The sequence below is a fragment of the Chryseobacterium sp. B21-037 genome (genome assembly GCF_028570785.1).
GTDB lineage: Bacteria > Bacteroidota > Bacteroidia > Flavobacteriales > Weeksellaceae > Chryseobacterium > Chryseobacterium proteolyticum.
This window is the reverse complement of record NZ_JALGCB010000001.1, coordinates 269,508-294,938: the sequence shown is the minus strand read 5'-3', so window position 1 is coordinate 294,938 and position 25,431 is coordinate 269,508. Positions and strand designations below refer to the sequence as shown.

The 25,431-nt window shown below is 35.8% G+C and carries 20 protein-coding genes and 1 pseudogene; 8 read left to right on the top strand and 13 right to left on the bottom strand.

Annotated features, from left to right (window positions below; translation table 11 throughout):
- Nucleotides 1-152 precede the first annotated feature (152 nt).
- Both MTQ00_RS01305 and MTQ00_RS01300 read right to left on the bottom strand, forming a co-directional pair.
- Complete coding sequence (locus MTQ00_RS01305) at nucleotides 153-815, bottom strand: copper homeostasis protein CutC (RefSeq protein ID WP_273647420.1); 663 nt, start codon at nucleotides 813-815, stop codon at nucleotides 153-155.
- A gap of 48 nt (nucleotides 816-863) precedes the next feature.
- The gene (locus MTQ00_RS01300) at nucleotides 864-1,856 is read right to left on the bottom strand and encodes an isoaspartyl peptidase/L-asparaginase family protein (RefSeq protein ID WP_273647419.1); all 993 of its coding nucleotides are present in this window, start codon (nucleotides 1,854-1,856) and stop codon (nucleotides 864-866) included.
- 229 nt (nucleotides 1,857-2,085) lie between these two features.
- On the opposite strand from MTQ00_RS01300, the gene MTQ00_RS01295 reads away from it, so the two are divergent.
- The gene (locus tag MTQ00_RS01295; protein WP_273647418.1) at nucleotides 2,086-3,108 is read left to right on the top strand and encodes a serine hydrolase domain-containing protein; all 1,023 of its coding nucleotides are present in this window, start codon (nucleotides 2,086-2,088) and stop codon (nucleotides 3,106-3,108) included.
- Nucleotides 3,109-3,191: 83 nt separating this feature from the next.
- On the opposite strand, the gene MTQ00_RS01290 is transcribed toward MTQ00_RS01295, so the two are convergent.
- The gene (locus MTQ00_RS01290; protein WP_273647417.1) at nucleotides 3,192-5,456 is read right to left on the bottom strand and encodes a family 20 glycosylhydrolase; all 2,265 of its coding nucleotides are present in this window, start codon (nucleotides 5,454-5,456) and stop codon (nucleotides 3,192-3,194) included.
- A 107-nt stretch (nucleotides 5,457-5,563) separates the two neighbouring features.
- Between MTQ00_RS01290 and MTQ00_RS01285 the strand changes: the two genes are divergently transcribed.
- The 3 genes from MTQ00_RS01285 to MTQ00_RS01275 all read left to right on the top strand — a co-directional run bounded on the left by MTQ00_RS01285 (nucleotide 5,564) and on the right by MTQ00_RS01275 (nucleotide 7,883).
- The gene (locus MTQ00_RS01285) at nucleotides 5,564-6,379 is read left to right on the top strand and encodes a DUF4197 domain-containing protein (RefSeq protein ID WP_273647416.1); all 816 of its coding nucleotides are present in this window, start codon (nucleotides 5,564-5,566) and stop codon (nucleotides 6,377-6,379) included.
- 234 nt (nucleotides 6,380-6,613) lie between these two features.
- A complete protein-coding gene (locus tag MTQ00_RS01280; protein ID WP_273647415.1) occupies nucleotides 6,614-6,991 on the top strand; it encodes a hypothetical protein in 378 nt (125 codons plus the stop codon).
- Between the two features lie 4 nt (nucleotides 6,992-6,995).
- Nucleotides 6,996-7,883: a hypothetical protein gene (locus MTQ00_RS01275; protein ID WP_273647414.1), complete on the top strand. Its 888-nt coding sequence runs from the start codon at nucleotides 6,996-6,998 to the stop codon at nucleotides 7,881-7,883.
- 51 nt (nucleotides 7,884-7,934) lie between these two features.
- Here MTQ00_RS01275 and MTQ00_RS01270 read toward each other — a convergent pair whose 3' ends face one another.
- Nucleotides 7,935-8,588: a CoA transferase subunit B gene (locus MTQ00_RS01270; protein ID WP_273647413.1), complete on the bottom strand. Its 654-nt coding sequence runs from the start codon at nucleotides 8,586-8,588 to the stop codon at nucleotides 7,935-7,937.
- Between the two features lie 121 nt (nucleotides 8,589-8,709).
- Between MTQ00_RS01270 and MTQ00_RS01265 the strand changes: the two genes are divergently transcribed.
- A complete protein-coding gene (locus MTQ00_RS01265) occupies nucleotides 8,710-10,515 on the top strand; it encodes an ABC transporter ATP-binding protein (RefSeq protein ID WP_273647412.1) in 1,806 nt (601 codons plus the stop codon).
- A 76-nt stretch (nucleotides 10,516-10,591) separates the two neighbouring features.
- On the opposite strand, the pseudogene MTQ00_RS01260 reads toward MTQ00_RS01265, so the two are convergent.
- From MTQ00_RS01260 to MTQ00_RS01250, 3 genes and pseudogenes are all read right to left on the bottom strand, one after another.
- Nucleotides 10,592-11,292 (bottom strand): annotated as a pseudogene (locus MTQ00_RS01260) (CoA transferase subunit A).
- A 108-nt stretch (nucleotides 11,293-11,400) separates the two neighbouring features.
- Complete coding sequence (locus MTQ00_RS01255; RefSeq protein ID WP_273647411.1) at nucleotides 11,401-11,874, bottom strand: hypothetical protein; 474 nt, start codon at nucleotides 11,872-11,874, stop codon at nucleotides 11,401-11,403.
- Nucleotides 11,871-12,008 carry a hypothetical protein gene (locus MTQ00_RS01250; RefSeq protein WP_273647410.1) on the bottom strand — a complete coding sequence of 46 codons (138 nt, stop codon included), beginning with the start codon at nucleotides 12,006-12,008 and terminating at the stop codon, nucleotides 11,871-11,873. The genes MTQ00_RS01255 and MTQ00_RS01250 overlap by 4 nt, the downstream gene beginning before the upstream one ends.
- Nucleotides 12,009-12,244: 236 nt before the next feature.
- On the opposite strand from MTQ00_RS01250, the gene MTQ00_RS01245 reads away from it, so the two are divergent.
- Nucleotides 12,245-12,619 carry a DoxX family protein gene (locus MTQ00_RS01245; RefSeq protein WP_273647409.1) on the top strand — a complete coding sequence of 125 codons (375 nt, stop codon included), beginning with the start codon at nucleotides 12,245-12,247 and terminating at the stop codon, nucleotides 12,617-12,619.
- Nucleotides 12,620-12,702: 83 nt separating this feature from the next.
- Here MTQ00_RS01245 and MTQ00_RS01240 read toward each other — a convergent pair whose 3' ends face one another.
- A complete protein-coding gene (locus MTQ00_RS01240; RefSeq protein WP_273647408.1) occupies nucleotides 12,703-15,441 on the bottom strand; it encodes a fibronectin type III domain-containing protein in 2,739 nt (912 codons plus the stop codon).
- Nucleotides 15,442-15,738: 297 nt separating this feature from the next.
- Here MTQ00_RS01240 and rplS point away from each other — a divergent pair, with 297 nt between their 5' ends.
- Complete coding sequence (rplS, locus tag MTQ00_RS01235) at nucleotides 15,739-16,095, top strand: 50S ribosomal protein L19 (RefSeq protein ID WP_172277465.1); 357 nt, start codon at nucleotides 15,739-15,741, stop codon at nucleotides 16,093-16,095.
- Between the two features lie 89 nt (nucleotides 16,096-16,184).
- On the opposite strand, the gene MTQ00_RS01230 is transcribed toward rplS, so the two are convergent.
- The 5 genes from MTQ00_RS01230 to rpsA all read right to left on the bottom strand — a co-directional run bounded on the left by MTQ00_RS01230 (nucleotide 16,185) and on the right by rpsA (nucleotide 23,785).
- The gene (locus MTQ00_RS01230) at nucleotides 16,185-16,628 is read right to left on the bottom strand and encodes an SRPBCC family protein (RefSeq protein WP_273647407.1); all 444 of its coding nucleotides are present in this window, start codon (nucleotides 16,626-16,628) and stop codon (nucleotides 16,185-16,187) included.
- Nucleotides 16,629-16,775: 147 nt separating this feature from the next.
- Nucleotides 16,776-17,729: an alpha/beta fold hydrolase gene (locus MTQ00_RS01225; protein ID WP_273647406.1), complete on the bottom strand. Its 954-nt coding sequence runs from the start codon at nucleotides 17,727-17,729 to the stop codon at nucleotides 16,776-16,778.
- Nucleotides 17,730-17,852: 123 nt separating this feature from the next.
- Complete coding sequence (locus MTQ00_RS01220) at nucleotides 17,853-18,836, bottom strand: EamA family transporter (RefSeq protein ID WP_172277456.1); 984 nt, start codon at nucleotides 18,834-18,836, stop codon at nucleotides 17,853-17,855.
- Nucleotides 18,837-18,963: 127 nt separating this feature from the next.
- Nucleotides 18,964-21,573: a T9SS-dependent M36 family metallopeptidase gene (locus MTQ00_RS01215; RefSeq protein ID WP_273647405.1), complete on the bottom strand. Its 2,610-nt coding sequence runs from the start codon at nucleotides 21,571-21,573 to the stop codon at nucleotides 18,964-18,966.
- 415 nt (nucleotides 21,574-21,988) lie between these two features.
- Nucleotides 21,989-23,785 (bottom strand): 30S ribosomal protein S1, encoded by a 1,797-nt coding sequence (gene rpsA / locus MTQ00_RS01210; RefSeq protein WP_172277450.1) that lies wholly within the window; start codon nucleotides 23,783-23,785, stop codon nucleotides 21,989-21,991.
- 322 nt (nucleotides 23,786-24,107) lie between these two features.
- On the opposite strand from rpsA, the gene MTQ00_RS01205 reads away from it, so the two are divergent.
- Nucleotides 24,108-25,415: a DEAD/DEAH box helicase gene (locus MTQ00_RS01205; RefSeq protein ID WP_273647404.1), complete on the top strand. Its 1,308-nt coding sequence runs from the start codon at nucleotides 24,108-24,110 to the stop codon at nucleotides 25,413-25,415.
- Nucleotides 25,416-25,431: the final 16 nt, after the last annotated feature.

The following is a 25,431-nucleotide window of genomic DNA, read 5'->3' as shown; positions in this document are numbered from 1 at the left end:
TTACAATTCTAAGAATTCCATCTTTTATAAGGAGTTCATCAGAATGAATGGGCAGGCCTCGTTAAATGGCAGATTGTTAATTATTTTTAAATCTTTATATTAAAAATTTAATGATCATTATCAGGAACCGTGATTGACAGTATCAGATTCTGTTATTTATTCTTCAAAGCAATTACCTCATCTGCGTCGGCAAACTGCCCACCATCCGTAATAGCTGAAGAATGAAAATAAGCTGCGTTTGTAAATTCACGGATATCCTGTATATTGGTTGATCTTAGTCCGCCACCCACAAGAATTTCTATTCTCCCATTTGAAAGCTCTACCAATTTTTTCAGATTTTCTTTACCCTCGGAAACATTAGGTTTCTGTCCGGAAGTAAGAATCGTTTTAAAACCACAGCTGATCACTTTTTCCAATGAGCTTTCTAAACCTTTTGCCCTGTCAAAAGCACGGTGAAAAGTACAAGGTAACGGATGTGCCATTTCAACCAGGGTTTTATTTTGTTCCATATTAACTTCATCGTTTTCATCTAAAATTCCGAAAACAAAGCCGTCGACATTAAGAGATTTAAGCTGGGTAAGCTCATTTTTCATCTGTTCAAATTCTTCATTTGTATAAGTGAAATTTCCTCCACGGGGACGGATCATAACAAAAACAGGAATGTTTATCTTTTCTCTCAGTTTTTTAGTTGTTTCAAAATCTGGTGTAGTTCCTCCCTCACTTAAACCATCACATAATTCTATTCTGTCTGCCCCATTTTCAAAAGCAACGATGGCAGAATGAGGATTAAAACATGCTATTTCTATCTTTGACATTTTTAATTTTTTTAGGAATTAGTAAAAATAATTTCTGATTTCTGATTATTATTTCAAGGCAAACTCAGGAGTTTCCAGCCTGTTTCCTTTTTGATCATGTACCGCAAAATTAAACCCGTCCTGTATGCAATAAGATCCATATTCCCCGTTTTTATTTAATGCAATAAAACCTACCTGAATATCTTTCAGATTTTTATTTCTTCTCTGTGTAATCTTTACGATTCTTTCAACCGCTTCTTTGCAGGCTTGCTGCGGATTTCTTCCTTGTCTCATCAGTTCCACAACGAGGTGAGTTCCAACAGTTCTTATTACTTCTTCACCATGTCCCGTTGCTGTAGCGGCACCCACTTCGTTATCTACGAATAATCCGGCTCCGATAATAGGAGAATCTCCTACCCTTCCGTGCATTTTAAAGGCCATACCGCTGGTAGTACAAGCTCCGGAAAGATTTCCCTGGGCGTCCAATGCAATCATTCCGATGGTATCATGGTTTTCAATATTTACGATAGGTTGGTACTTGCTGTTTTTAAGCCATTCCTTCCATTCTTTTTCAGATTCGGGCGTTAATAGGTTTTCCTTTTTAAATCCCTGAGAAAGGGCAAACTGAAAAGCACCATCTCCTACCAGCATAACGTGCGGAGTCTTTTCCATCACTGCTCTGGCTACAGAAATTGGATTTTTAATATTTTCAATGCAGGCAACCGATCCGATGTTGTAGTTTTCATCCATGATACAGGCATCAAGTGTTACTCTTCCATCTCTATCCGGGCGTCCGCCATATCCCACGCTTCTTTCCGTGGGATCCAACTCCACCAAACGTACTCCTTTTTCAACAGCATCTAGCGCTCTTCCGTTTTTGCCAAGAATCGTCCATGCTTCCTCATTGGCCTTTAAACCAAAATTCCAGGTTGACAGGACGATCGGTTTGTTTATGGTTTTATGACTTTCAGGTAATGGACCAGCCATTAGATCTAGCGGATTTACGGCAAGAGCCAAAGAAGCAACTGCTGTCTTTTTGATAAAGTTTCGTCTGCTTTGCATATCAGGTTTATTAGGCTTACAAATTAGCAATTTTCCTGCTGGTACAAAAGTAAAAAAACAACAGATCCTATTTCATCACGTTTAGCAATCCTCATTACAAAAAGTCTTAAAAACAATCTTCATATCATTGATCGGAATATTTCGGAATTCATATCAGCAAGATGGAAAATTCACCCCTGTAACTTTTCATTTACATTACTGACTTATTGTATGTTAAACTTTTTCAACCATGATCAGAATTTCAGTTATTTTAAGTTGTGTTTTATTCATTTTATTTTCCTGCAACAAAAAATCAGAAAAAGATATTCTTATAAATTTTTACAAGAAAGGAAAATTTAATGGTACCGTTCTCATAGTTGAAAAAGGAAAAATAATATGTGATACAGCATTGGGATATAAAAATTTTGAAGACAAAAAACTTATGACCAAGGATACGCCGTTCTGTATTGCGTCTGTAACCAAACCTTTTACTGCAACAGCGATTATGCTTTTACAGCAGGAGCACAAGTTGTCGTTTGATGATAAAGCAAGCCAATATCTAATGGACCTTCCGGAATATGCACAAAATATCAGTATCAGACAATTGCTTAACCACACTTCAGGGTTAAAGGATTATGAGAATGTTTTGATCTCAGATAACAGGATCACCAATGAAGATGTCCTGGCCTTTCTAAAAAAGCAACCCGGATTAACATTTCCTTCCGGCAGTCAATTCGAATATTGTAATAGTGGATATATCATACTTGGACAAATTATAGAGGCTGTATCCGGAGAGTCATATAAAGATTTTATTCAAAATAGAATTTTTGCTCCTTTGAATATGCAGCATTCATTTGTTTTTGATGCTCAAACGGTACCGACTTCCGATATTGCCAAAGCGTATGATATAGATAAAAAACCGGATGATTATTTTCTTTTAACATTGGGGGATGGAGGGATCTATTCTACGACATGGGATCTATATAAATTCGACCAGGCTTTAAGAAAGCATCAGTTACTGAATAAGGAAAACACAAAAATTATATATGAACTGCCCGTTTTAAAAAATGGAAAAACGAGTGATTATGCATTCGGATGGTACATTTCTGACGATACCGCTATGCATACCGGTGGAATCAATGGATTCAGAAGTATTATCTGGAGAGACCTGAGCAACAATACCTGTATTATTGCTTTGACGAATCAGGGAGATGCCTTTCCGGTGTATCAATTTCTGGAAACTGAGAAAAAGTCGATACAGAAACGAAAGTAAGTAATCCATTCACTATTATAATCCAATATGATATAATTTCAATAGATCTTACTCCCTGGTCTCCTAATGCTTTCTGATATTGATTAATTCATCCCAATCTCATCTACAAAAAGCCAGGCTTTAGAATCAGCTCCCGGATTTCCGGCAGGAATAATTCCTGCATTTTCAATTTTAACTTTAATATATGCCGCGTTCTGATTACCAACATTGAGTTTTACTTTTCCTTTTACATTCTGAATTTCATCTTTTCCAATTTCTTTGATCATTTTAAAATTTACATTATCATCAGAAATAAAGATCTGTGCTCCTTTGGCTAAATGAATCCAGCTTCCTTTATTTTCAAGGGTATTAAAATAAACTTCTGAAAACTGAGTTTTTACTCCTAAGTCAATAACTGCTACAACATCTTTTCCCTGAAAGCCTAACCATGTTTTTCCCAGCTGTTTTTGATTACCCAAAATTCCGTCCACCAAAGTAAACGCTCCGCCAAAAGAATAATTTTCGCTGGGCTGTTGTTCCAGAGTGATCTTCTTTCCCGTTGTTTTGGAAGGAATAAATGATTGGGAAGAAACCGCACTTTTTATCTGTCCATCTTCGAAATAGGCAGACTTTATGGTCATGGCTCTTGAAACAGGGACAGGCTCCTTATAAGATGGTGAATTTACCGTTGGATCTGTACCATCGGTTGTATATTTTATTCCCTGGGAATTTTGAGAAGTTGATAATTCATATGCAACACCTTTGGCAGAAGGTGTTACTTTTCCTGAAATATTATAAATGCTTTTCGCATAGTTGATCTTCATTTTATCTAAAACCTTAAACTGCCGGATAACCCTGTTTTCAAATTCTTTATAATTCTTAGGATCAGAAGTTCCCCATGCTACTTCTGAAAGTGCCATTATTCTTGGAAAAATCATATACTGGACATGCTTAAAATCCAATATATATTCGGTCCATAAGTTAGCCTGAACACCTAAAATGTATTTAGCTTCCTCAGCAGTAAGCTCTGAAGGAACCGGATCGTAAGAATATACTTTATCTAAAGGAGTAAATCCTCCAAAAGCATTAGGTTCGGACTGGGGATCCCCCTGATAATGGTCAAAATAACAGAAAGCTCCGGGAGTCATTACAGCAAAATGTTTTGATTTTGCAGCTTCAATTCCTCCATTGACACCTGTCCAGCTCATTACCGCAGCGTTTGGTGCCAGACCTCCTTCCAGAATCTCATCCCATCCGATTATTTTCCGCCCTTTGCTATTTACATATTTTTCTATAGTCTGGATAAAATAGCTTTGTAATCCATGCTCATCTTTCAGATTGTTCTTTTTGATCAACTCCTGACAATGCGGGCACTCTTTCCATCGTGTCTTAGGACATTCATCACCACCAATATGGATATACTGAGAAGGAAATAACTTTATCACCTCATCCAGGACATTTTCTAAAAATGTAAATGTTTCTTTTTTAGGACAAAAAACATCATCAAAGACGCCCCACTTTGTGGCAGGTTCAAAAGGTCCTTTCGTACACGCCAGCTCAGGATAGGCTGAAAGTGCTGCTAAAGCATGCCCAGGCATTTCAATTTCAGGTACAATTGTAATATGACGTTGCTCTGCATACTTAACCACATCCTTAATCTGTTCCTGAGTATAAAAATAAGGGCCATATGGTTTTCCGTCAAAGGTATTATCTACATAGGCTCCAATCATTGATTCTTTTCTCCTGGAGCCAATTTCAGTCAGCTTCGGATATTTCTTGATTTCAATTCTCCATCCCTGATCATCGGTTAAATGCCAGTGAAAGGTATTTAGCTTATACATGGCCAGATAATCAATATACTGCTTTACTTCATCTACCGTAAAGAAATGACGGCAAACATCCAGATGCATTCCTCTCCATGCAAATTTTGGATTATCTTTAATTTCCATAGCGGGAATCTCTCCTTTTTCCTGATACTCATCAAACAACTGGATCAAGGTTTGAATAGCAAGAAAATAACCTTGTTTAGTGTAAGAACTTATAAAAATCCTTTTGGGAGAAATATCAATAGAATATCTTTCTTTATCACCCTGCGGATCGATCGGCATTTTGGGTTGTGGAATCAGCATATGCATTATATGAACATTTTCCGTACTTCCTGAGGATTGAAATGTAACGCGAGCACCAAGATGCTTTTTGAAATATTGCGTTTCCTCTTTTGGAAGTTTATCATTCAGTATCAATGTTTTAGGGATCACAAATTTACCTTCCTGAATCGTTAAACTTTGCGGGTAAGGAATTAAACTTGGTTTAGTTTGCGAAAAAAACAGATTGGAAATCATAAGGGAAAAGACCAATAATAAACGCATTATTTTGTGTAATTTAGATTTAAGCGAATATAATTAATTTCTGAAAAAAGTCAGTGAATTATTTAACCTATTATGATATAAAAGATCTAATTTTGCAAAAATATACAATGAGAAAAACAATTTTTTTAGCGGCAAGTCTGGTGTTTTCAGTTTCAGCAAAAGCACAACTTTTAGATATTATAAAATCTACAGTTAAGGAAAAAACAGGGGTTGACCTTAACAATACAGGAAAAATAAAGAACACTTCTACAGGAACAACTGTAACCACAACTCCATCACCCAACAGAGCCTCTTCAGTTAATCTGAATAATCTTACTTCTACCCAAATTTCGTCCGGATTAAAGGAAGCCTTAAGTATGGGAGTGAATGATGGTGTGAAGAAGCTTGCTTTAACTGATGGTTTTTTCAAAAATGAAGCCGTAAAAATTTTAATGCCCGAAAAACTAAGAAAGGTAGACACGACCTTGCGTTCTTTGGGAATGGGAAAACTCGCTGATGAGGGAGTGAAATTATTAAACAGAGCTGCTGAAGATGCCGTAACAGAAGCTGCTCCTATTTTCACCAATGCCATTACATCAATGACAATTACTGATGCCAAAAATATTTTATTGGGCTCAAATCATGCTGCGACTAATTATCTTCAAACTAAAACCCAGAACCAGCTCTTTACAGCGTTCCAGCCAAAGGTACAGGCTTCATTGGGAAAAGTGGGAGCTGACACCCTTTGGAAAAGCCTTATTTCAAAGTACAATACTTTTACAGGACAATCTGTAACTACTGATTTGAATGAATATGTGACTACAGAAACAATTAATGGCGTTTTCAAAATGGTTGCAGATAAAGAAAACGGGATCAGAAATACTCCAGCCATGAGAACTACCAGTATTTTACAAAAAGTTTTTGGAGCTCAGGACGGTAAATAATCAATTATGAATAGTTGAAAAAACTCAATTTATAACATCTAGATACAAAATAAAAAGGCTGTTTCAGAATTTGAGCAGCCTTTCGTATTAAATTGTATTGCAAATCATGTAATTCTTCTTTTTTAAGATATAATAGTCAGGAATTCTGTAAACATAACAATTTTTTCATAACTTCAATTCCGTATATAAAATACAATCAGCGAAGTAAATCAATAAACACAAAAATAAACAACCATGAAAAAATTAATGTATGCTTTTCTTGTTTTCAGTCTGTTCGCAGCTTGTTTACCCATGTCCGGAAGTCCCATGACAGCTTTTATTGTGAAAAACACTTCAGACAAGCCCGTTAGCTTTACCTCTAGTGTTATCAAAATGTCACAAAGTTTTGGAGCGCAGGAAGTCTCTAATTCTTTTACGGTAAAACCTCATGACAGTATTATTGTGAGGCAGACTTATTTCAAAAAAGACGGTACCAATCCTCAAAAATGGTTTTCAAAGTTCGACATATCACCAGTAGATGGTGTGGAATTAAATGATCCTCAACTTGCAGAAAATTGGAAAAAGGGATCCAAAGATAATGTTCCCACATATACATTTACCATTAATAAATAAGGACATGAAGATCTTTAAAATCTTAACCATTTTCTTCTGTTCAATGTGCTTTTCTCAGGAAAATAATATCCTCACAAGACTTTCCGCGTTGAATAATAATGGCAAAATCTGGTACAATATAGATGGATATAGTGTTACAAGTGAGGTTTTCAATAATTCTTTTGATGAAAAAGGGCTTTCAAAGGTTTTAAAAAAACATAAAATTTCAAATTCTGAACTAAAAACAAGAGATGAGAAAATCAATAGTAAAAACTTCTTTCTAACCAAACAACAAAAAATTTCAGGAAACAGCTTTCAAACAAATAATTATTATTTCGTTGAAAATCCGAATAAGACAATCACTGTAGTATGGTTTATAAAAAACGGAAAAACAGATCAAGATACTGAAGAAAAGCTCGTTAATGCAATTATTGAGAATAGAATTCCGGAGGAGAATTTTGTTTCTATGAATATCAGTTCAATTAATTTTGCCGGAAGAAAAATAGAACTTGGCAGTAATTGTTACTGGACCTTCCTCAATACAGTTCAATGCCCATATGCTGGTGAGATGAACTGGTCTGTTCACAGAACATTACAGGATGCAAAAGAAGCTGTTGAAAACCAATTGAATGTAACAAAATCTAAAGGAGGGGGAAAAATTACATCCGAAGAAATGATTGATATTAATTTTCTGGATGTACCTACAAAAGCAAAAAAAATAGTGTATGACTTTACGGGCCTAACTTCTGTTCTTACAAAAATGTCCGGCGGAAAGTCTTTAACAATCTACTATATCGCAGAAAATATACGAGATCAAAATATAAGCTGCGTAATAAGTTTCTGGAACAACGATGAAATAAATCCACAAACAAAGCTTCCTGCTCTTCCTGAAAAACTAATGAAACTTAATTAACCGGTGATAAAAAAGGCTGTTAATGATAACAGCCTTTCTTTTGTTTTTTTATTAAAATTGCATTTCGGGAATTTCTCCTTCAATGATCAGATCTGCTTCTGTAGATTGTACAATATGCTCTACGGACACTCCCGGTGCTCTTTCAACAAGCTTAAAACCAGCTGGTGTTACATCTAAAACAGCGAGTTCCGTAACCACTCTTTTCACACAATTTACTCCTGTTAAAGGAAGTGTACATTTTTTCAGGATCTTACTTTCTCCTGCTTTATTTACATGCATCATCGCAACAATGATATTTTCAGCAGAAGCTACCAAATCCATCGCTCCGCCCATTCCTTTTACCATTTTTCCAGGAATCTTCCAGTTGGCAATATCTCCATTTTCAGAAACTTCCATTGCGCCAAGGATCGTAAGATCTACTTTCTGTCCACGGATCATCCCAAAACTAAAAGCGGAATCAAAAAATGAACCTCCTTGTAGTATCGTAATGGTCTGCTTTCCTGCATTGATGATATCAGCATCTTCTTCTCCTTCAAAAGGGAAAGGTCCCATTCCCAAAACTCCATTTTCACTCTGAAATTCTACTGAAATGCCATCAGGAACGTAGTTGGCAACCAAAGTGGGAATCCCTATTCCCAGATTTACATAATAACGATCTTTTAATTCTTTTGAGATTCTTTTAGCAATTTGTTCTTTTGTGAGCATAGTAAAAACTTAGACTGCAATTTAATTATTTTCAATAGAATACAAAAGGGCTTTGTTATTGAAAATTATTAACATAATAAGTCGAAATAATATCTCTAATTTTGCAACATTATTTAACAGAATGAAAATACTTTTAAAATACCTTAAACCTTACCTGTGGTTGATTATTCTTTCATTGTTATTAGCAACCATTAATCAGGTATTCTCTTTATTTGCTCCGGCAATAACGGGTAATATTCTCGATAAACTGGTTACCCATCCTAATTTTTTTGATAAAGAAAAGCTTTTACCAAGAAACCTGAACCAATATTTATACGGAGACGGCATTTATCATGGTGTATTCTATTTCTTATCCCTCCTTATCGGAACAGCCATGGTGAGCAGGATCGCCAAAGCTTTTCAGGATTATGCAGTAAGTGTTATCACCCAAAAGTTCGGGGCAAAAATTTTCACGGACGGCTTAAAGCATTCTATGGCATTGCCATATCAGGAATTTGAAGACCAGAGAAGTGGTGAAACCCTTTCTATTTTAACGAAAGTAAGAGAAGATACTGTAAAGTTCATCAGTAATTTTATTAATATTTTCTTCGGAATTCTGGTTAGTATCATTTTCGTTGCTGTGTATGCTATCCGTTTACATTGGTCAATCATGCCGGTATACATTTGTGGAATATTTCTGATTGCATTCATCACGAATTTATTAAGCAAGAGAATAAAGAGTATCCAGAAAAATATTGTTTCGGAAACCACAGCTCTGGCAGGAAGTACTACAGAAAGCCTTAGAAATATAGAAATAGTAAAAAGTCTGGGATTAACCAATCAGGAAGTCATCCGCTTAAACAATAATACCTATAAAATTCTGGGGCTTGAACTTAGAAAAGTCAAAAGCATCCGTTCTTTAAGTTTTATCCAGGGAACAATGGTTAATTTTCTTCAACAGCTGATCACCCTGACTTTATTACTTTTAATTTTTAAAAATATTGTAACTCCGGGACAATATTTATCGCTGATGTTTTATGGCTTCTTTATCTTCGGACCTATGCAGGAGATCGGAAATATCATTATTTCTTATCGAGAGGCTGAAGCTTCCCTTCTTAATTTTGACCGTTTAATGAAAAAAACAGTCGAGGAAAAACCCCTTCATCCTAAACAGATCGGTGCTATTGAAGAATTGGAGTTCAAACACGTTTCTTTCAAACATCAATCAGCTCAGTATAAAGCGTTAAACAATATATCTTTTACCGTAAAAAACGGAGAAACAATTGCTTTTGTTGGTCCCAGTGGTTCCGGAAAAAGTACTCTGGTAAAACTTTTGGTTGGGCTCTATCGTCCTCAGGAAGGAAATATTTTTTATAATAATATCAATGGGAAAGAATTTGATTTTGATGAATTGAGGAATCAAATTGGTTTTGTAACTCAGGACACCCAGCTTTTTGCAGGAACCATTAAAGAAAACCTTCTTTTCGTAAATCCAAAGGCTACTGAGGTAGAACTTCAAATAGCTTTACAAAAATCAAGCTGTACTGCTTTACTGGAAAGGGCTGAAAAAGGTATAGAAACCGTAATTGGAGAAGGTGGATTGAAATTAAGTGGCGGGGAAAAGCAAAGAATTGCGATTGCAAGGGCTTTATTACGAAGACCTCACCTGTTAATTTTTGACGAAGCCACTTCAGCTTTGGACAGTATTACGGAAGAAGAAATAACTTCCACCATCAAAAGCATATCGGAGGAAAAAGAACAAATCACAGTATTGATTGCCCATCGTCTAAGCACCATTATGCATGCCGACCGGATTTATGTACTTGAACGAGGCCAAGTCATAGAAATGGGATCCCATGATAATCTGATTGCCGAAAAAGGATTATACTATGCCATGTGGAGACAACAGATCGGAGAAAGGAAAATGGTAATTCCCGAAGAATCATAAGAAGAATCATAAATAAAGCGCCGGAAAATATTTTCCGGCGCTTTATTTATATGAATACTCTCTTTCAAACGAAGACTTAATCTTTTTTCCTTACTGTTCTTTGCTCAATTCGCTTTTCGAATTTATCACCCTGGAATATTCTCTGAATCATAATTCCTGGAATATGGACTTCATTGGGATCTAATTCTCCCGGTTCTACCAATTCTTCTACTTCTGCTATTGTAATTTTTGCAGCCCCGGCCATTGGATGATTAAAATTTCTTGCAGATCCTTTGAAGATAAGATTTCCTGCATGATCTCCTTTCCACGCTTTTACAATAGAGTAATCTGCATTATAGGCATGTTCAAGAATGTGAGGCTTACCGTTAAATTCCTTTACTTCTTTACCTGCAGCTATTTCAGTCCCATATCCTGCAGGTGTATAAAACGCAGGAATTCCGGCTTGTGCAGCTCTGCATTTTTCAGCAAGGGTCCCTTGTGGAGTAAGTTCAACATCAAGTTCCCCGGAAAGCATCTGTCTTTCGAATTCTGCATTCTCCCCTACATAAGAAGAGATCATTTTTTTAATCTGTCTTTTATGCAACAATAATCCCAATCCAAAATCATCAACCCCAGCGTTATTGGAAATGCACGTCAGATCTTTCACATCACTTTCTACCAAAGCATTAATGGAGTTTTCAGGAATACCGCAAAGGCCGAATCCCCCAGCATTAATGTCATCCCATCCTGAATTCCTTCTATAGCTTCCTTTGCATTTTTTACTCTTTTATCTATCATGAAATATTAGATTTTTCTGTTGGCTAAATTTAATAATTTTCTTTTAAATCAAGGCACACAGGATTTTTATTTAAATAGATAAAAGTGAAACACCATTTTAGATAATTGCTAAAAATCCAGCAAACCATCAGAAAGGGCCTTCCATTGAATTTTAGAAATTCCCATCATTCCTCCTATGCCTACCATGATATTTCTGATCTTATCAATAAAAGAAGCATTAAAATTGGGTGATTCATTCCTTCCGTAAATTGCTGCCATTATTTCTTTGCCATTATTTGAGATCATAAAAGTTGACGTAGCTTTACTGCTGTAAAAGTGTGCTATACGGTTGTTTTCGGAGTTTCCCGGAATTTTGGATGGTCTGCAGGTTATACTAATACGTTCTAATGACCCTGTATGATGAGAGGAAATATTAACTATCTGTACCCAATCGTATCCTTTTGCTTCTTTTTCTCCGGGACCAGGTATATCAATACGGATGTAATCATCAATTTCAGGAGGTCGGTCAAGGGGTTTTCCTTTTGAACCATACAATTTAAAATCGGCTGTGAGAGCACCACTGTACTCCCTCCACTGATTCACTGAAAAAAATCTTTTTTCAAAACAGAAAACTCTTGCTTGTTCAATTCAGGATCGTCAAATTGTTTTTTACTTTCAGTATCATGAAATCCTCCACTCTTTTGTTGGGGAACTCCCGGAATTTCTTTAGGTTTCATAATTTCATCTTTTAAAATTGAACATGTAAGGAACTCACATTTTAGCTTTATTCACTGGTAAACTAAGATTCATAAAGTTAACCGGACCGGTAAAAACTATTTTATGACCAGGCTCATAAAACCAACAATTCCAATTACTACGACAATATACAGACCAAATCCTAATGGTCTGAATTTTGGAGTTCATGTATAAAAGAATTATAAAATTCTGAGTACATACAACCAATCACATTATTATGGAAACGAAAGACATATCAAGAATAGGACTTGGTGCATTTCTGATTACTGCAGGAATCAGTCACCTTACATTTGCAAGGAAAGAATTTCAGGCTCAGGTTCCCGAATGGGTTCCTTTAAAAAAAGATGATACGGTGGTATATTCCGGAATCGTAGAAATACTCCTGGGAACAGCAACGATCGTGACTCCTAAAAAGTATCGAAAAACAATGGGAAAAGTTGTTGCAGGCTTTTTTGCAGCGGTTCTTCCCGGAAATATTGCCCAATATAAAAACAGAAGGGATTCTTTCGGCCTGAACACCGATAATCAGAGATTCGCAAGACTTTTAATGCAGGCTCCTTTAATTGCATGGGCATTAAAATCCACGGATTAAAGTAAACTATTTATCTTCATTAGGTAATCTTTAATAAAAAAAGAGGGAACAAATGTTCCCTCTCTGTACTGATCAAAAAAGTGTTACTGAATAATCAGTTTTAAAGTAAATAACTTTCTTGTATGAACTTTTACAAAGTATACACCTTTAGGCAGATTTTCGTTGACTAAAGAAAAACGCTGATTGTGTACATTTTTAGATTCGTATAATAGATCTCCTGTAGCAGATAATAACTCAATCTTATCAATTGGATAATCGCTCTTGATAAATGTAGGTTCACCTGGCTTGGTCGGGTTAGGATACAACACTACATTTTTCTCAGTACTTTTTGAGGTTTCAGCAGTTCCTAATGTTGAAGAAGTTACCTGGAATTGCATTCTGTTTGAAACTTCAGTATAAGAATCATTGGTAAACATTACCATATAATAATTTCCGGGAGTTGTAGGTAAGGCAGCTCCATTCAATGTTTTTGTACCCTGAGTTATCCCGTCAAAATAAGTATATGAAACAAAATTATCGTCCGGCGTCTGAATATTTTGTGGATAAATACCCAGCCAGTCTTTGATAATTCCCGGAGAATCCGTCCATGAAGCTGTAATATTTTCGCCCAACGTATAAACAGGTTTGTTAATCCATAATTCGGTAACAATATCTCCTACTTTAAAAAACACTTTCTCACCGATTGCCGTATAACCATCTTCCAGAAAATATTGCGCAAAATAGTACCCTTTAGGGAGTCCGGTAAACTCAAGATTTCCAGCAGCGGTTGTTACATATTTATACATCGCAGAAGTATTGGTTCCCGGAGTTTGCCCCATCTTATAAATCCCGATCCAGTCTTTTACAAGATTGGGTCCGTTACTGAAATTTATTTTCACAGTTCCTCCTACCGGATAAGTATCTGAAGTGGCCTGAAGAACAACTTTAGGGCCTATATAGAAATTTTTTCTCGGTGTAATCTCCGTATATCCGTCATTGGCAAAAAATCCGGCAAAATACTGTCCTTTAGCTGCAAAACCATTGGTAAAAGTGGCTGTTCCCGCTGTTTGTCCGTTGGTATAAATATAGGCCTGCGAAGTTGATGTTCCCGGAACCTGCCCTTTTCTATAAACACCCACCCAATCTGTCTGATTACCTGGACCGCCTGTATAGGTTGCAGTTACGGGGGTATTTTGTAAATATTCTGTTTTATCCAGCGTAAATGTAGGATTTGAAACTACGCTTCCCGTTATTTCAAACTGCTTTACATCACTCCAGTCACTCCATTCCAGATTTCTGTCCCTGTATCTTGTTTTTACGTAATACACACCATTGGAAATAGAATTGGCGGGAAAGCTTACTTTCGTAATATCTACACCGGCATTCAGGTTTTTAGCCTTATCAGGAACTCCGTCCTTACCGAACCAATTTTCATAATCACGATAGAATTCTTTTTCTATCACCGAAAAATCTGCTGCTTTACTAATGAGGAATTGTGTTGTGTTTAAAAGCTCATTGTTGGGTGACGTAAAACTGCTTCCATTCAAAGTTAAGGGTAAAGTCACAGGACCTGAAAAAGTATTGGTGATCGTAGGCTTAACAGGTTTTGGCTGGTTTTTATATCTATGGAAAGAATCAACGAGCTCATTGTATTTTTTAGTATAGATCCCTCCAATCGAATAACATTCCACATCTACCTTACCATTGGTAACATCTACCTCTACGATTTGGTATGTCCAGTCGGTAAGTGTTTTCTGAACATCATCAAAATCCTGTTCTGTAGACATTCCCCAGTACTGATCCCACGCTGTTCCTCCGGATATAATCTGATAAGTAGGGCTATCTTTTAATTGCCCTCTGTGATACAGGTGATGGTGTGCACCTACGTGCATCAGATATTTACTCGATGACGTTAGAAGAGGAACTGCATTATTTCTTACCCATGTTGAGATATCCCCTACATATTGCTCTGCCTGATAAGGCCTGTGGCTTAAGGAAATAATCCAATCGACAGTAGGATCGTTATTTGCAGCTGTAAGAATTTGCTGTAACCAGGTCTGCTGAGCCGTTCCCGTATGTTCAGAGCTTAAGCTGATAAACAAAACATTCCCCGCTTGTTGCGCATAGTAATTTTCATTCCCGGAGCTGATATTTTTATATTTAATTTCATCGATATAAAAATGAGCATAATAAGAATTCATTCCCAATGTTCCATAGGTTTCGTGATTGCCCACAGTCGTCTGGATCGGAAGATATGGTGATAATTTAATATTCTTTTTAAAGTGGACATTTTCGTAATGATCAAGTGTCCCGACATCTACCTGATCTCCCACCATAAAAGTAAGAGCAACATTATCCGAAGGATCTGAGTTTGCCCCAAATTTTTGCTTTAATTTTTTAAATGCATTTAAGGTAAGTGTATCATACCTGGGTTCCGCTTTGATCTGATTATCTCCCATAATCAAAAAACGTATTTTACCGTCTGCCGTAGTAGGCTGTCCCGGCATGGGAAGTGTCCTGAAGTTGTAAATTGCCGACTCGCTGGTTCCTGTTTTTATTTTATAATAATACTTTGTATTCGGCTGCAGATTATTGATTTTGGCCGTGTGATAATAGTAGTTATTATTATATCCCGTATCCGAAAATATATTGGTGGTTCCTGTTACCGTAACATTCAGGTTCGTCGGAGAATTCCCGTAGAGAACAGTAGTCTCATTATTGGAAGCGGTTTTCCAATTAACGATCATTGAATTTGGAGTCGGATTTTGCAAATAAGGAAATAAAGCCTGCCCAAAGGTCATCTGGACGACGATAAAACATAAAAGGAAGAAATAATTTTTCATAGCTAATAATTTTTAAATTGGCACTCTTCAATAATTTACTGTTTATCAGTAAAATAAGAAGAGTAACGGTTAATTTTTACTTCGTGCAAAAGTAAAATTCCCATGTAAACACAGTTTCATCATAAGGTGAAGGATATGTTAAGTTTTGGGATTTCAATGCATCAAAAATCTCTGTTCAATTACATTTAAATTTATTTGGATTATTCAAAACTAATTTTGTACATTTGCAACCTGTTATTCAACCTCTGACGAAAAACGTGTAAGTTGCTTAGCCTTAACATTATATTATCATTAATAATGGATTTATTAAAGTACGTACAAGAGAAGTACATTGCAAAAAAAGAATTCCCTGAATTCAAAGCAGGTGATACAATTACAGTGTATTACGAAATTAAAGAAGGACAAAAAACAAGAACTCAGTTCTTCAAAGGAACAGTTATCCAATTAAGAGGTACAGGTTCTACAAAAACTTTCACTATCAGAAAAATGAGTGGTGATGTAGGTGTAGAAAGAGTATTCCCTATCAACATGCCAGCTCTTCAGAAGATTGAAGTTGACAGAAGAGGTAAAGTTAGAAGATCTAGAATTTACTACTTCAGAGATCTTAGAGGTAAGAAAGCAAGAATTAAAGACGCTGCTTACAAAAAGAAATAATTCAGACAACAATACATACAAAAGAAGCTGTTTACTCAATGTAAGCAGCTTCTTTTTTTATATATAAGTTGTTTTATATGACTCTGATGCTATCCTGTAAACGGACTTCCCGTTCCTGTTTCAAGAAATAGTTTCAAACTATTGATAAATTGCACCCAGCCATTGGAACATATATGATAACATTCGACATCAGGATGCAAACCCCTATGCGTAAGTTTCAGCAGAATTCCATTCTCATTTTTTTCAATTTCCCAAACGATAGTCGTTCCAATCCATTCTGTTTGATTTTTCAGCTCTGGAAGACCGATTAAAGAATCTACAACATACCATACAATTCTTGATTCAGGTACAGCTTCCTTTACCCGAAATGTCTTGTGAATATTGTCACCAAATTGTATAGTAAATACATCATCGGGTTCCCGGGAAGATCCGTTAAACATTTCTGACCACCATAAAGGAATTTTCCGGGTCAAAGCTTCATATGCCTTTTCAGGTGTAGTTATTATTTCTGTTGTATTGGTATAATTTTCCATAAATCCCGTGTATTGGTAATACAATTTTATACAATTTATTTCATGAAAAACTATACATATGGCAAGAAATGTTTTTAAAGTCAAAATTCTAAATCCACCTCTGTTTTTATTTCCGTTATGAACAGGCTAATTTCAAGAGTTCATGTTTTACCTTATAAACTCATATAAGGCTTCAAAAAATTGGGGATAAACCTCAATATGGGGAAGATGCCCTACATTATCGATTTCCGTTAATCTGGAACCAGGTATCTGCTGTTGTGTTTTTTTTCCCAGTTCCTGATATTGCCCCATCCTGGATTGAAGTTCTTTAGGTGCCCTATCCTTTCCTATTGCAGTTCGGTCCCTTGTTCCGATTATAAGTAAGGTTGGAGTTTTAATATTCTTAAATTCATAACAAACCGGTTGATTATAAATCATATCGGATGTGAGAGCAGCATCCCATGCCACAAGTGGATATTCTTTATGTAAAGTCCAACCAGCAATAAGATCCAGCCTGGGTTGATATTCTTTCTTCCATTGATTATCATAATAGAATTTTAGCTGATAATTTTTATAGGTTTCAGCTGTATTTTTAAGCTCCGACTGATATGCCTGATCAATGGTCTGGTATGATGCAAAGGTCTTATAATCTTCCAGGCCAATCGGGTTTTCAAGGACAAGCTTTTGAACCCTCTCAGGGTAAAGTAATGTAAAACGGGTTGCCAACATCCCTCCCATAGAGTGCCCCAGAACAATTGCTTTATCAATCTTTAATTCATCCAGGATTTTTTTTGTATTGTCTGCTAATTGTGAAAAGGAAAATTGATAACACTGAGGCTTGGAAGATTTACCAAATCCTATCTGATCGGGTATAATAACCCTGAAACCTTTAGCTGAAAGATCTTTCGCCGTTTGTTCCCAATACGCTCCGTTAAAGTTTTTCCCATGAAGAAGCATGATTACTTTTCCATTGGGTTCTTTAGGCTTTACATCCATATAGGCCATTTTCAGATGCTGATTCTGAGTATTCAAATCAATAAAATGAACTTCAAAAGGATATTGATAGTTCGTAAGCATTGCATCTAACGATTTTATCTGGGAAAACGATAAAAATGGTATCATAGATAGCATTAAAATCATAATGCTTTTTTAAAATATTTCATGAATTCTTATTTATAGATTAAAATTAAAAAAACCGTTCCAAAAGAAACGGTTTTACTTATTATTTTCAGCTTAATTATCTTTTCAGGACAGTTGTTCAGCAACTTGCAATTCTTTTTTTGCCGGTAAATTCATAAGTACAATAGCAAAAAGGATTAATGCAATCCCTGCCCATTGAACTAAAATTACTTTTTCACCCAACAAAACAAAAGCCATTGTCACAGAAACCGGAAGTTCCAGTGATGAAATAATGCTTCCCAAGCCCAATCCTGTATTTGGAAATCCCAAATTAAATAAAATGGGTGGAATGATAGTTCCAAAAACAGCAAGAACAAAGCCATAGGTCCAGAATATAGAATAATCAAAAGAATGAATATGTTGAGTATTGTCGGTAAAATTTAAATAAATTGATTTAAGACCATCAAAATAGAGGGGCCCGATCTGAGCAAAGAAAAGGAATGCCAGAATAACAATAGATCCTCCTGAAAGCATTACCATACTTTTACGTAGGACGGGTAAATGTGTAGCCAGTGTATTAGAGGTGAACATCGTCAGAGTATAGGAAGCCGCTGCCATTAATCCCCAAAAAACACCATGCCAGTCTAATTCTATATCCACATTAATAAGATTCGTAGCCAATACAGTTCCTACTAGTACAATAATTGTAGCGACCACTTTCCTCACGTTGGGAAATTTTCTGGTCAAGAAACTTTCTACAACCACACTAAACCATACAGACTGCATTAACAAAACAATCGCTATTGAAACATTGATATATTGAACTGCGATATAGTAAAATAAACTTGTACACCCCAGTGAAGTACCTGCCAGCATCAGCATCCTAACTTCTTTTCGGCTTGGTGATGATAATTTTGTTTTTGATGTTAAAGTCTGGATAAAATTCAGGATCAGAAGTCCTACTAATCCTAATACAAACTGAGCAGTGGTTACTTCGGATGTGGTATATCCATCATGATAAGACATTTTAACAAATGTAGCCAACATTCCATAAACACTTGCACCAATACCCACTAGCAATACGCCTTTCAATAAATTTTTCTTCTTCATAATCTTTTTAACAGCCTGCAAAGGTACAATATAATAATTTAATTCACCAGGAGGTAAAAAGCTTATAGATAAATAAAATCACCCCAAGTTTTCCCTGGGGTGATTGAAACTGAATAAAAAAAACAGCTTATTTTTTAACGATTACTTTAGACGCAGCTTCAAAGCCAAGGCCTTTTACTTTTACCATATAAGTTCCGTTGATCAAGCGATCTGTAGAAATAGCTTTTTTAGCATCCGGAGAAATTTTATCTTCAGAAGAAACAAGCTTTCCAGACATATCATAAATTTCCACACTTACTTTACCCATTGTATTGCTTGGGAAATTGATGAAAAATTCATTTTTAGCAGGATTAGGATAGATAGAAATTGAGGTATTTTTTACAGATTTCACTTCATCAGTAGCCAATAACGGACATTCATCGGGAATTGTGAAATCCTGAATCTGATCATTGATATTTGTTTTAACTCCCGCACTTGCATTCACTCCTAAACCTCTTTTTGCAAAAGTTCTCCATATCATACATTTATCTACTCCTCCGGTAGTTGCCTGTTCTGCAGCTAATATCGCATTTCTTCCATCAATAAATGTTGGATTACAAACCTGAAGTTTTAATGCATCGGTAACAAGTTGTAATATTCTTGAACTACCATTTGTTGTATTAGCAGTAACATCGGCAGAATAACCATATTTTGCTACATACTGCCAATGCAGATCCCATAACATCGTAGCCCATACAAATCCAATTGAATGCACATCAGGAACTATATTTCCACTTTGATTCGTATATTCCATTCCATTGGTATCTCCATAGGTATAATCGTTGATCGTGAAGTCAGGAGAATATTTTGCAGGGCGGATTCCATCCCCATCCGGAAGCTGTCCTGCAGCATATGTTGCCATTCCTCTAGGAACAGAAGCATTATCTCCTATTTTATTGGTAAGCATTAAGGCAAAGAAATCCGACCATCCTTCACCCATTTGTTCTTTATCAGATGAAGCATTCAGACATCCATATCCAGTTCCCGTTAATCTGTTAGAAATTCCATGACCGTATTCGTGTGTTACGATTCCATTATCAAAGCTCCCATCTGGTGTAACGCTGGTTGCAGGATCATTCTTCAAAGTAACATTTACCGTTGTAGCAGCTGAAAGCTGGGTTTTAATATATTCTCCCTCTGCATTACTAATTAATACAGATGGAATAGTAACTGTTGCATCAGTCCCTGACATATTGCCAATGGTTGATCCATTTGCGGCATTATTATAGATAATGGCAGCAGTAGCTCCTGCATTCTGTAAATTCTTTGTTTTGATCACGAAAGCACAGGTTCCACGCTCAACCAAACCAATCTTCCCTGTAAGTGAACCTGCTGGTAATGCAGTACATCCATCTAATACGGATGATAATTGTACATTTCCAGTAACTCCAGTAGGGTTTAGTGCATTCCCGAATTCAGCAACACCAGCAGCGGGTTGGCGGGCTACCGCTGTACTAGGTGTATTATAGAAGAAAAGTCTATTTCTAGTCGACCATAAATACATCTGCATTCTCCCATTGTAATTATCCGGAGGACTGGAAAAGTTCGCGTTATTAGTACCTCCGCCATCTTGCGCTTCTGCATAAACTGAATCATCGTCTAATCCGCCAAGTCCAAAATTATTTTGCTGGAAATTTCTCGCAGATTCTGTAAATCCAAATTTATAAAATACATCATGAACCCTATTACTGATGTAGAACAGATTGGTAATTGCTGCACTTTGATTCGCTGCAGGAGTCCCATTGATACTAAAAGGAAAATTAAAATTTCTTGAAGCCCCTCCATCAGGTGAAAATCCAGGGTTATTTGTATTGGCTGTATCTTCGTAAGCATACACATTATTTCCTCTTGTATTGGTATAATGGGTTGTACCATCCGAATGCCATCCTTCTGGTGAGGAAGTCAACATCCATGGATTAGAAACTACAGATCTTGATCCAAATGTAGGCGCTTCCAGTGGCGTTGAAAATATATTGTAGCTTGCAGGATCAGCCAACAAAACCAAACTTTGCTGATAGCCTTTCTCAGGACCAACAAATGTATTATTATTCTCTATAGCTAATCCATCTGAAACATAAGAGTCCGGTTTAAAATTACAAGATAATGTTAAGTTATTCTTTTCTATGATTTTTCCATCATTGGCATCTACCAGAATATTCCAGTAATTGGAAGACTTTGGCTCCATCATAATAAACTCATAGGCTAAACGCAAATCTCCAGTAGACGTATTTGCATACACCAGCCTTTGTTTAGCTGATTTTGTATTATTTAAGCTTTTTTCAAAAAATCCAAGAATTGAAAAATCAGCAATCTCAGTGTTTCCAAGTTCATTTGCTATTTTCTGAAGAGCTGCTGTTTTATTGATTTGTGCAGAAACGGGAGTAGATCCTGTATAGTTCTTTACAAAATTATCTGTATAATAAACGATCTTACGATCTTTAATTAACGCAGTTCCTCCGGAACTGTATACAGGAATTCCATTATAAGTCTGTTGAAATTTTATAACATCACCATTTAATGACTTCGATGCATCCGTATTATCAATAACAAAATTAGTGAGATCGGACTTTTTATATTCTCTGATCTTATTCTGAGAAATATAGTCTTTGATAATCTGAGTATTTTCCTGTGAAAATAATTGTAAAGATGGAATAACTGCGAAAGCAGCAACCATAAGAGGTAGTTTTATTCTTTTCATTTATACTGAACAATTTTTAATATTGAAATTTATTAGACTTTATATTTCCTCATCTTACTTTGTGAAACATAATTTACTTAACCTTCCTTATATAATTAATATTAAGAAAACGAACAAAGATCAAATTCTGCGGATACAGCAAACAAAATGGATCGGGTTATATTTTTAATATACATTAATAAAGCCGCTAATTTACAAATATTTAATAATCAAAAATCATTTTATTTGATTTTATTATACACAACTAAAATCATAATTAATTCCCCTTCATTCAACTCAATTTTAAACATTTACATAATTCACTTCTTACAATTGAATTCTAGAAAACAGCATGATATTTTTAATAAAAATATCATAATAAGAAATAAAAAAAGCCACTCGTAAGAGTGGCTTCATATTCCTAAATGGTTAAGGATTATTTACCTTCTTCCATTTTTCTTTTTAATTCTGCTAATGCATCAATATCTCCCAATGTAGATCTTTCTTCGTTTGAAGAAGATGAAGAAGAAGTATTAGATCTGTTGTTAGATTCTTTTACATTTTTCTTTTCCTCATCTCTGAAGATACCTGTGTGAGATACTACTACTCTCTTGAACTCCTTGTTGAATTCGATTACTTTGAACTCAGCATCTTCACCTTTTTTGATTTTAGATCCATCTTCTTTCTCTAATAATCTTGAAGGGCAGAACGCTTCAACCTCAGCATCTTCGAATTGTACAGAAGCACCTTTATCGTGTACTTCTACAGCTTTACCAGCATGGATAGTTCCTTCAGCATATTTAGTTTCGAATTTATCCCAAGGGTTTTCAGTCAATTGCTTGTGACCTAAAGACAATCTTCTTGCTTGGATATCTAATTCCAATACGATAACATCTAATTTGTCTCCTACAGCGCAGAATTCAGATGGATGCTTGATTTTCTTAGTCCAAGAAAGATCAGAAATGTAGATTAAACCGTCGATACCTTCTTCCAACTCTACGAATACACCAAAGTTTGTGAAGTTTCTTACAGTTCCTACATGCTGAGATCCAACAGGATATTTAGCTTCGATATTTTCCCAAGGATCTTTAGATAATTGTTTCATACCTAGAGAGATTTTTCTATCTTCTCTATCTAAAGTAAGTACTTCAGCTTCAACTTCATCACCTACTTTTACAAAATCACCAGCAGATCTCAAGTGAGTAGACCAAGACATTTCAGAAACGTGGATCAATCCTTCTACACCTGGAGCGATTTCTACGAATGCACCATAGTCAGCAAGAACTACTACTTTTCCTTTTACTTTATCTCCAACTTTCAGGTCAGCAGAAAGAGCATCCCAAGGATGAGCTTCTAATTGCTTCATACCTAACTGGATTCTTGTTTTCTCATCATCGAAATCAAGGATAACAACTTTTACAGTTTGTCCATCTTCTAAGATTTCAGATGGGTGGTTCACTCTAGACCAAGAAAGGTCTGTAATGTGGATCAATCCATCTACACCTCCTAAGTCAATGAATACACCGTAAGAAGTAATGTTCTTAACAGTTCCTTCAAGAACTTGTCCTTTTTCAAGCTGAGCGATGATTTCTTTTTTCTGACCTTCGATATCTGCTTCGATCAATGCTTTGTGAGATACTACTACGTTTTTGAATTCAGGGTTGATTTTCACAACTTTGAACTCCATAGTTTTACCTACGAACTGATCGTAATCTTTAATTGGCTTAACATCAATTTGAGAACCTGGTAAGAATGCTTCGATTCCGTGTACGTCAACGATCATACCTCCTTTAGTTCTAGATTTCACAAAACCGTTAACGATTTCTCCAGTTTCGTGAAGTTCGTTTACTCTATCCCAAGCTTTAAGCGTTCTTGCTTTTCTGTGAGATAATTGTAATTGTCCAGTTTTGTCTTCTCTTCTGTCAACCATTACTTCTACCTCATCACCTACTTGTAATCCTTGGTTATAACGGAATTCGTTAAGAGAAATAACACCTTCTGATTTGAAGTTGATGTCTACGATAGCTTCTTTATCAGTTAATCTTACAACTCTACCAACTAAAACGTCGTTATCGTTTAAGCTGTTTAAAGATCCGTTGTAGATTTCTTCTAAATCACTTTTTTCTTTTCTCGCATCTGCATCAAGACCTGATTCGAATGAATCCCAATCAAATTGTTCTGGTGCTACGTTTTGGTTTAATAAAACCTCTGCTGAATTTGTCTCTTTTGACATTTTCTAATAAAATTTGTATTCCTTCTTTTTTAACGGTTTGAACAAATGTGGATTTAAAAAATACGGAAGTAATTAATTTTTAATAATTTACCTCTTCAAACCTTGACCACAAAAAGTGGGTGCAAATATACGAATATTATTTAATATAAACAATATTTTAATCCGCAGAGACGTCACACCTAAATGCCTGATTGTCAAAATTAAAATCATTAAAAGATTAAAATACATCTTCACCAACAATCTTTATAACAAATAACAACTTACAGCTTAAGACTCTAAAGACTCTAAATTCCTAGCCACCTATTTTCACTATCTTTGCCCAATGGAACTACAATCAATTTATCAAAAACTGCAAATTCAGGATATGAATCAGATGCAGAAATCTACTTATAAAGCTTCTGAAAACAATACGGATATTGTATTGCTCTCTCCTACCGGATCAGGGAAGACGCTTGCTTTTTTATTTCCGGTTTTAAGAAATCTGAAAAAAGACGTTCAAGGAGTCCAGGCATTGATATTAGTTCCGGCCAGAGAATTGGCTCTACAAATTGAACAGGTGTTCAAGTCAATGGGAACGGATTTTAAGGTTTCCGTTTGCTATGGTGGCCATGATAAAAAGATTGAGGTTAATAATTTAATTGAAGCTCCTGCCGTATTGATTGGAACACCGGGAAGAGTTGTTTACCATCTGAGAAACAATAATTTTGATCCTAAGACAATTAAGACATTGGTTCTTGATGAGTTTGATAAAGCATTAGAGCTAGGCTTTCATGATGATATGGAATTTATTTCTAATTCTTTAAAAGGGTTATCCCAAAGAATTTTAACTTCTGCAACTGCCATGGATGAAATCCCTTCATTTACCGGGCTGAAAGATGAAAAAGTAATCAGTTTCCTTAAAGAAAACGATATAAAACCTGATTTACAATTGAGAAAAGTAATGACAATTCCGGAAGAAAAGCTGGATACACTTTTCAATCTTGTTTGTAAAATCGGGAATAAAAGAACGCTGATTTTCTGTAATCACCGTGACGCAGTAGACCGTATTTCCGAGCTTCTTCATCAAATGGGAATTGACAGGGAAACATTCCACGGGGGTATGGAACAGGACGAAAGAGAACGGGCTTTACTGAAATTCAGAAATGACTCTGCAAGAATCCTAATCACAACCGACCTTGCCGCCCGGGGACTTGATATACCTGAAGTAGAGTCTATTGTTCATTATCAACTACCTCCCAAAGAAGATGCTTTCATTCACAGAAACGGACGTACCGCGAGGATGAATGCTAAAGGTTTTGTTTACCTTATCATGACAGAGGAAGAAAATTTTCCTTTTATCAAAAATAATACGCCTGACGAAAGTGTTTCAGGATATGATAAAGTTCCTGAAAAGACACCTTTTCAAACAATTTATATCAGTGCAGGTAAGAAAGACAAAGTTAATAAAGTAGATATTGTGGGTTATCTCATTAAAAAAGGAGAATTACAAAAGGAGGATATCGGGCTGATTGAAGTGAAAGACACAACATCATATGTTGCCGTTTCCAGGAAGAAAGTAAATTCATTGTTAAAGAAATTATCCAATGAAAAGCTTAAAGGAAAAAAAGTCAAAATGGAGATAGCGTATTAAACGACATCAATTTTAA